At 45.4% G+C, this 9,175-nt stretch carries 1 protein-coding gene; it reads right to left on the bottom strand.

Going from position 1 to position 9,175, the window contains the following annotated elements; translation table 11 throughout:
- Positions 1–167 precede the first annotated feature (167 nt).
- Positions 168–9,175: cadherin-like domain-containing protein (locus ACED25_RS22480; protein ID WP_371696161.1), on the bottom strand; the 9,008-nt coding region annotated here is incomplete at its 5' end.

Here is a 9,175-nt window from a genome sequence, read left to right on the forward strand (position 1 = left end):
TACCTTGGAACTTCAAACACTGACAAGTCGCCCCGTGGGTTCATGGGGCGGATACGTTTATCGGGGCTCATTTAGCAAGATTTAATAACAAATAGGCCAGCATTGCTGGCCTATTTCGTTATGGTTTAGTTATTCACTTCTAATCACTAGCGCTTATCAATTGAGCGTTAACCGTGAGTCATAACATTCTGCTGTACTAGCGCATCCAGAATATCAGAAGGCATGGTGCCATTTAACGTCAGCTGAGGCGCAAGATCTTCAACCACAATCACTTGTTCTGTCGTGCCTAAGCCATCAGGGTTAATCGTAAGCTCAATATCATCCCCGTCGACCTTCGCATCAATGTGTTGCAGCAGTGTTGTTATATCTGGTGAGGCACTTTTCAGCTCAGGTAACACTTCTCTTAGATCGAGTTGGTCTCCTTCAGATAGGCTAAAGTCGGTAATCGTATCTTCGACACCATCTTCGATGTTGAACCATACAAACGAATCCATACCGTCGCCACCAGTCAGAATATCGGAACCGTCTCCACCGATGAGAGTGTCGTTACCATCACCGCCAACTAACGTATCGTCACCCGAACCTCCTTCCAGACGCTCATTTCCAGAACCTGCTGTCAGGTCGATATTGCCAGCCCCTGCCAATAACTGAACATCGTCGGTTTCTGTAGCTAAATCGATATCAACACCGTTAGACACAATGTTCAAATTGAGGTCTATCGAAGCCGATGTTGCGGTATCGCTGTTATCTAGCTCTTCTGAAACCGCCTCCACTTTGAGTGTGTAGCTTCCCGGCGTATCAGAAAGCCCGACCACTTTCACAGTGTCAATCGCATCCGCCGTAGCAATCCAAATACCACCACCGACATCAGTCACTGAACCCACATCACTCGTAATTTGAGCACCAGCAGGCACATCACTGATACGTAGCGTTAGCTCTTCCGTAATATCGGTCAAGGCTGCAATAATACCAACCAAAGGAACGCCACTAGCGCTTACAGACTGGTTGGCGGTGATATTTCTGACGTAGTTAGACGCAGTATCAATCGACAAGGTCGGCGCATTCGCCACAGGAGTTACTGCGATATCATAGATAACAGGCGTGGTTTCAATGACGATACCAGAAGGGTTTCCGCTATCTTTCGCGATGACTTCCAAGCCAATGCTATTGGTTGGAGACAAGCTCGCATCCAGATAAACACCCGCAGGGCTAGTCGGTGTGTCAATCAATGCATTTAGGTCGCTCAAGGTACCTACTAAGATGACCGAACCTGTGTTGTTGCCATTCACCATCACAGTTGTCACGGCAGGCAGCGACACATTTAACGTTCCGTAATCCACCGTCAAAGTGACCGTCATCAAGTCATTAGAAAATGAATCAACATAATCAGGATCACTGACATTGATGCCACTCAGCAGCTGACCCGATTCTTCATCAACAAAATCAGTGACATTGTCACCATTAACAACAGGTGTATCGTTAACACCCTGTACCACAACGCTGATTTCCGCGGTATCCGTTAAGAAATCATTTGAGCCATTGGTTGTACCGTTATCTTCTACGGTATAGGTGAATGTAACATCGCCATTGTAATCATCAGCTGCCGTGAATACCCAGTATGGGCCATTAATCGAATTGTCATCCGCCCCACCAACGTTCTCAAACTTCTGAATTTGCCCCTGACCTTGATCGATTTCGACCTTAGTTACCGTAATGGCATGCCCCTCAGGGTCTGTCGTCGCTGTAATCAGGTCTTCAGCTTTGATGATTAGCTGACCTTCTTCAAGCATGGTGCCCAAATCAATATTGCTCGCTATCGGAGCATCGTTCACTTCCGTCACTTTAATAGTGAAGGTAGTTTGATTCGTTTGAGCGGTATTCGGATCACCCGCATCAATCAAACCGTTATTACCACCGTCATCGATCGTAGCATTAATGGTCACTAACCCACCCTGATTGAGATAGTTCTGATCCGGGTCCGGTTTGAACGTAACCTCGCCATTAGTTAGCGCTGCATTGATGTCAGCTTCTTTACCTGTCATGACAAGTGAGCCATCAGCCTGCAATACAAATGTCACACCATTGGATTGAGTGCTTGGGAGTACAAACTCGCCCTGTGCACCCGGCAGTGTTTGGTCAACTTTTAGCGTCAGTACATACGGTGCATCTGGATTATCAAAGTTTGCGTCGATATCGTAGATACTAAAGTTGTTGATTGCCACGCCAGTAGAGTCTTCTGTCGTTTCAAGGTTAGTCACATTGACAAAGGTCGGTTGATCGTTGATAGGATCAATCACTAAATCAACATTGAAACTCGTTGGTGTGCCTAAATGCTCCGTGTTATCAGCATCTGTATCCACAGAACGAACGGTAATCTGCAGTGGACCATTAATACCCAAAGCATTACCTGTATCACTATTATGTTCGCCAGAGTTAAATACGATCTTATCTAACGACTGAGCTGGGACGTTTAGTGTCCAGAGTTGCGTCGCTGGATCATAGCTACCTATAGTGGTTCCGTCAGGGTAGTAGATAGAAGCATCTTGAGGAACACCAGCCACTTCGACTCGAAGGGTTTCGGGTGCATTTTCGGTATACGTTCCGCTTCCTGTGGCCGACAACTCTTTATCTAAAATAGTCGCATTGATTTCGATATCAATATTCTGCCCTTCGTTGCCTGTTACAGAGTCCGTAGGATTGGTATCAACATCGTCACCAACAGGCACCACATGCAGTTTGAAGCTTGGTAAGTTTGCAGCCGCAGTCGGTACACCAAGTAGCGACTCTTGAGTGAACACTTCAACACCAAACTCAGCAGTACCACTGAAGTTTTTAGGCGGTAAAATCGAAATTTCACTTAAGTCGAATGAAAGCCCAGAAGCTTGAGGCAATTGAACACTCCACTCACCGCCACCGTTGTTTTTCACAGTGTAAGCAGAACCAGCATCTACACGCATCTGGAAGCCATCAGGTACATCGGTGAACTTAATCGATACAAACTGTTCTGATCCATCAAGGTCAGTCAGTGCAATCGATACAGGTCCTGTACCTGACAAGGAAATAAGCTGGTCTTCGTTGCCGGTAATCTCGATTACATCAGGATCACTACCCGGCCCAGAGACATGTACATCATCAACAACCGGAACAACATCAAAACGAACACTTGTATTGAAGGTATCGGAGTCGGTTGCAGTGCCTACCGGAAAAGCAGAATCATTGTAGGTTGCGGTATCTGTAACTGTACCACTTACATTAATCTGCACTTGGTTAATATCATTTCCAGTTGGGTAGTTTTCTATCGCCCTAAAGAGGACATTATCGAGCGCCCCCGCCGCGATTTCAGCTTGATTAAACGTGACTGAGGTACCAAGTGAGGTGCCCGTATTGTCATAGAATGCCCCTATTGAAGGGTCATCCAACGTCAAAGTAATGGATGCAAACGCCTCTTGCCCCCCTTCGACGCCTGATACCTGATCCGAAATAGTCGAATTGAAGTCGAGTTGAATGTAGGTGTCTTCGTAACCCACCTGATCTTGTCCAGCCTGACCGTCGTTATCAACAGGATTAAAGGCATCATCAAGCGAACCGACGACATTCACCTCAATCGTAGGGTCCGTCTCTGCATCTGGCGCGACTTTGATGACGACGTCGGTAACTAACGTTTTCTCATCACCAGAGAGCGTATCTTTGGTCACTATGGTTAGTGGTAATCTAAAGTCACCAGAGTAATCGGCAGGCAAGTTAAGTAACAGCCCTGAGAAATCAGTTGGAACGCCCTGTTCAACGGTTGTCTCAAATACATATTTTCCATTAACAAAATCGACTTCACTGCTTCCCGCTAAACTAATTGGGAAAGTGCCTCCTGGGTTAATGGTCACGGAGTCATCAATGATAATGGTCACTTGGTCTACCGAAGCATCTTCTCCAGAGAAAGTGATCACACCATTTAGTGCTGCACCTAAATCAAGTTGCGTGTCTTCGATAGCGTCGACAACACTATTAGCATCCATTGTAATGTTAGCTGCAACCTCGCCTCCCCCAACAAGTACTTCTGGAAATGATAATGTCACTTCGCCTTCCCGAATAACGGCAGGAGATGACTCAACCTCAACACCATCACCGCGATCAACCACCGTACTAAAGATAGTCATCTTGATGTCATTGAATACGTCTGGAAGATTAGAAATAGGAGGGAAACCAAGACCATTAGGAGCACTGATACTAAACAAGTCCTCATTCGTCACAACCCAACGACCATCGCCTTCATAAGCCGCGCCAATAACGAGTAATTGATTCAATACGTCATCTGATAATGGAGTCTTATTCGGGTCATTATTCGTTAATTGAATAACCAGTTGGTCGACTTCCTCAATAGCAGATGATGCATCGGTTTCTTGATATCGAATAACAAATTCATCCGTGGCGGACGGATTGTCGCTGTTGGTTGTAAACTTGAGTACACCAGTCAAAGGATCGGCGCTCACCGTACCCAAAGAACCAGTTCCAGCCACGTCGTCGACGATAAGCTGATTATCGATGCCATCATGAGTCTCAACAACGGGTCTTACGATAACATTGATCGTACCTTTAACCGTCGCAGTCGCAATACCCTCACCTGGGTTAGAAGAGTCCACATATTCGTGATCACGCTCCTCAACGTCTACCTCTGTCGTCAATGTGAAATCAACGCTAGAGTCAGTTGGCGGAGTCATTTGAATAAAGTTATTCGCTAATGCAATTTGGGTAAATTGTTCCGGCGTCTGATTCGCGTCTTTAGGGGTAATCGTTAACGTACCCGCACCATCATTCACAACAGTCACATCACCATTTACGGTGGGTGTGACACCCGGTGGAATACCGAAAATCTTAATTGAGGTGAAATGCTCATCTGAGTCGATATAGTCAACGCCTTCAGGATGCCAATCGATGTTGATAGCCGTATCTTCGTTCCCGTTTGTGACGTTGTCGTAGGTTGTTGAGGTATCGATGATAGGCTCAACCAACACTCGAATTTCTTGATCAAAAGAAAGTGTGTGACCGTCGTTTTCCGTTACGATCACTTTGCCTTGAATGTGGATATTCTCGGTCGAAGAGTCGACAGGTCGAATACGAATACCTGACGTTGTACCCGCCTCCGTAATATTAGCTTCGTAGATAGGTTTTGATAAATCAGGGCTACCACCCGGTCCGGTTTCGTAACCCACAAAATTAAGATCAATAACCGTACCGTCACCATCCTCGATTATAACGCCATCAGGAATACCCGATAAGATGACCGTTATTGATTCGGAACCATCGTCCGGTAATGGTGTAGTGCCTGTATCAGGCTTTCTCTCACCCGACAATACCGTAAAGTCAAGCAGAGCAAAGCTGTCGCCGTTTTGACTCTCTTGAATCGTCGTTTGAACGCCGCTTGCAGTACCATCTGTAATCGCGGTCCAATCGGTACCATTCGTCCCACCATAAGGTGTGTCAGCAACCCCTTTCACTTCAACGTTAACCGTTTTAGTACCGAGTATTTCTACATCGACTTGTTGTGGGTTGGTTGACAGGTTTGCAGTGTCCTTCACTACACCTGTAACATCAAAAGTGAAATCCACATTGCTGTGTTTAGTTGGAACCACCTCAACATTAGCCAAATCGGAATACGCTATTTCGTGGTAATTGCTACCACTGACAATAGGAACTACCGTGGTTGTACCTACAAAGTAAAGCACTGCGCCTTCTGTAATATTGCTGATACGAACAAACAGTTCTTCAGAGCCATCCGTATCGACCGACCCTGTCATGGTAATGACTTCGTCTAGCGTGAATGCATCTTTGTTAGCTAGCGGACCTATGTAATCAGGATCATCTATATTGTCTTCGTTAATCTGAATACGATTAACACTGAACTTTCCAGCATCCGCGTCAGCGGTGACATCAATAATGATGTTTTGCTCTACAGAACGGGCCTCAGTTTTATCATTTGCTCCGCCGTTGGCAGTATCTTCATAAGGATTCAGTGTTTCTTCTGTAACCGCTGTTGCTTTGAATTCAATCTGACCCGAGAAATTATCAATAGGGTTAACCACGGTGGTGTTAATGTCTTCTGCTGCTATTTTATATACACCATCCGCCGTCAGAGTAAGCACATTGCCGTCTTTATCAAGAAGCTCAAACTTCCCGTCGCCTTCGATAACTTCTAACTCATAGGTGATCGTTTCAGTTTGAGTGTTATCTTGTGATTCTGCATTCAGCTGTAGTGTGACATTGTCTTCATCTTCGTTGACTTGATACTGATAAGTGCTATTACCATCATCCCAAGTAGCAATATCCGCTACCGCTTCAATCTCGATTTTGAAGCTTGAGTTTACTTTGTGGTCAAGAGTGCCTCCATTATCGATCTCCAATTGATAGCGGATCTCAACACCATTACTATCTGAACCATAGTTTTGGTCAGGGACAAAGAACAGGTTATCGATAGTCGCAATAGTTTGTCTGACTTCACTCGGGTTTAATGCAAAGCTTTGTTGCATTTGAGGCGGTCCAAATAATATTTGACCGTTAGTTTCAGGCGTTAACTTGTGATACTCACCACCCTCAAAGTAATAGAACGTGCCTCTATGGTTACTGTTTTTTATAATCAGTTGACCGATAGACTCGCTGTTATCCCTGTCATTCAGGTTAACCTGAAGCGCAACTTGAGCTGGTGCATTAGGTAAACCGCTTTGGTTGTCTTGTATATTTTCAAGAATCGGAGCATTACCTGCAGCATATGGTATTGTTGAGTCTCTACCCGCATCCTCAAAGGTGGTCACTGTCAGCGCGATTTTCGACGAATTCCTATCCGTAATAGTGATGTCCAAGGGTGTCGATGACGTATCTGAATCGCCATCCTTCGCTGTTACATTAATAGAGAAATTAATTTCATCACCAACATGCTCTAAGTAATTATTGGCTCTAAACTCAATCTCACCATTTGAGTTTATTTTCAGTCGACCCAGCTCTCGAGGATCAACAGCGCCATTGATCTGCTCGTATACTCGTACCTCTTGAGTACCACTATTTAAATCGAAATCACTACTGTAAGGCCCATTGTTCCCTGAACGGAAAACAATTCCACTTCCGTCAAAGGCCTCAATTTTGCTCAGTTCAGCGCCATCAGCGCCTACATCAGTGGCATCAGCAAACATATCGACTATAGAACCGCGATAACCCTGACCTTCAACACGAGTAATCGATTGTGTTGTCACTAATGGAACATCATCCGTCACCGTGATCTTCAGATCGATCGCATTCGATTGGTCGTGATCAAAATCTTCAGCAACGATGGAGAAATCAAGATTTATCGTATTCTCGTTTTCAGCGTCAGGGTGCTTCAGTGGTTTAAATAATTCGAATTGATAGCTGTTATCAGAGGTATCGAAAACAATCTCAAACACCGCTTCATTGCTGGTCACAGTTTGAGCAACGTATGTGGATTTTGTGCCGCTTTGTGAAACAGCTAGCCACTCTAAGCTTTCTCCATCGGAGGTTAAACCGGTCAAGACTAAATCTTCATCAACCAGTTCATACTTCACAACGCCATCGGCACCTTCATCGACGGTGAACAGTCCATTGATGATAGTGTCGTCAGATTGATCCGAACCTATGCCTGAAAGGTCGTCTTCATCAACAACCGTTTCGCCCGTCGGCGGCGCCATTACCGGAACATCATCAATGACTTGAATTGGTAGTTGATACTGGTTGGAGTCATCGCCATCACCGTCTACCGCCACAACATTAAATGGTATGGTTAGGTCATTTGATCCAGTAGCGTGATTTAGAGGGCCAAGTAAAGTGAATGTGTATGACCCATCGTTACCCAGTGCAAGAGTAAAAATCGGAGTCCCGCTTGTGGTCGCACCTTGGTAGGTAGTTGTGTTCGCAGCCCCAGTGACCTCAGTGATCGAAATCGCTTCATTGCCTGATGTCAGAGTAGTTTCTAGAGTGGCTACGTTACGCAGTTCGTAAACCTCTACTTGGTCTGCACTTTCTGTGGTCACAAACGAGCCTGTCGCTTGAGCCACAACAGAGCCTAAATCATCTTCATCAACAACAAACGTACTCGCAACTGTTGTATCCGTAATGACGGGTACATCATCAGTAATAGTCACCGTAAGAGGCTTAATTACTGAATCCGTATTGTCTTGGTCGACCGCAATAACTGGCAAAGTGAAGATTTGAACGTTATTACCTTGCACAGGCAGGTGATCTAACTCTTCTAACAATGTGAAGGTATATTGACCAAGCACCAAACTATCAAAAGTGATGGTGAAAATGTCCGTTTGGACACCACCGTTTTCTACGAAGCCAATATAATTGTCGCTGTTTAGAGGATCTTCTTTTAGCTTAACAACCAGACCATCCGATTTTAGGTCCCCAGTTGTGTTGAACTGCGCAGTATCAATACGGAAGTGGTTCACATCATCACTACCAGATGTAAACGTCATTGTTCCGGTTTGAGTGACCGTTATGCTCGGAGAGGTGCCATCAAGCAGGTTTGCTTCAGCCAAAGCGACTGGTGGTATGTTATCAATAACAGGCGGAGCACCATCTGAAATAGTAAGCGTAACGGTCGACGTGACTTCGTCACCATCTTTATCTTCAGACGTGACCGTAATCGTCTTAACAATATCGCCCCCTGAATGATTGAGGTTGCGATTAGGTTCGAAACGGACATCACCTTCCAGAGTGATATACAGTTTACCTTCAGCAACAGGGAAAACCTGCTCTCCAGTTGTCCCCTGAATTAACGTGTACACGTTGTTATCGTAAGTAAACTGGGTAATCGTTGCCCCGTCGGCACTTTGGTTTGGCATCACATCAACAGTGCCTGTCGTGACAACACCAGCGGCTAAATCTGCAACCGTTGGTTCCGTAATGCTCAGCGTTTGATTTTGCATGCCTTGAACGTCATCGCTGACCGTTACTTTCAATGGCGACATCAATGAGTCATCACCATCGCGGTCTACCGCATAAACGGGCAGTTCAAAGCTCAAGTCATTATTTGCTTGGCCATCAGCATGATCCAATGCTTCAAGTAGCGTAAAGGTGTATTCACCCACCGTGCTAGTAGAGAAGCTAATAGTAAAGACCGGAACTTCTGGGTTGGCTCCGTCTTTCACAAAGCCGATGTACCCCCCAGTCGTGT

It is taken from the genome of Vibrio sp. 1F263, assembly GCF_041439035.1.
Lineage (GTDB): Bacteria > Pseudomonadota > Gammaproteobacteria > Enterobacterales > Vibrionaceae > Vibrio > Vibrio tasmaniensis_A.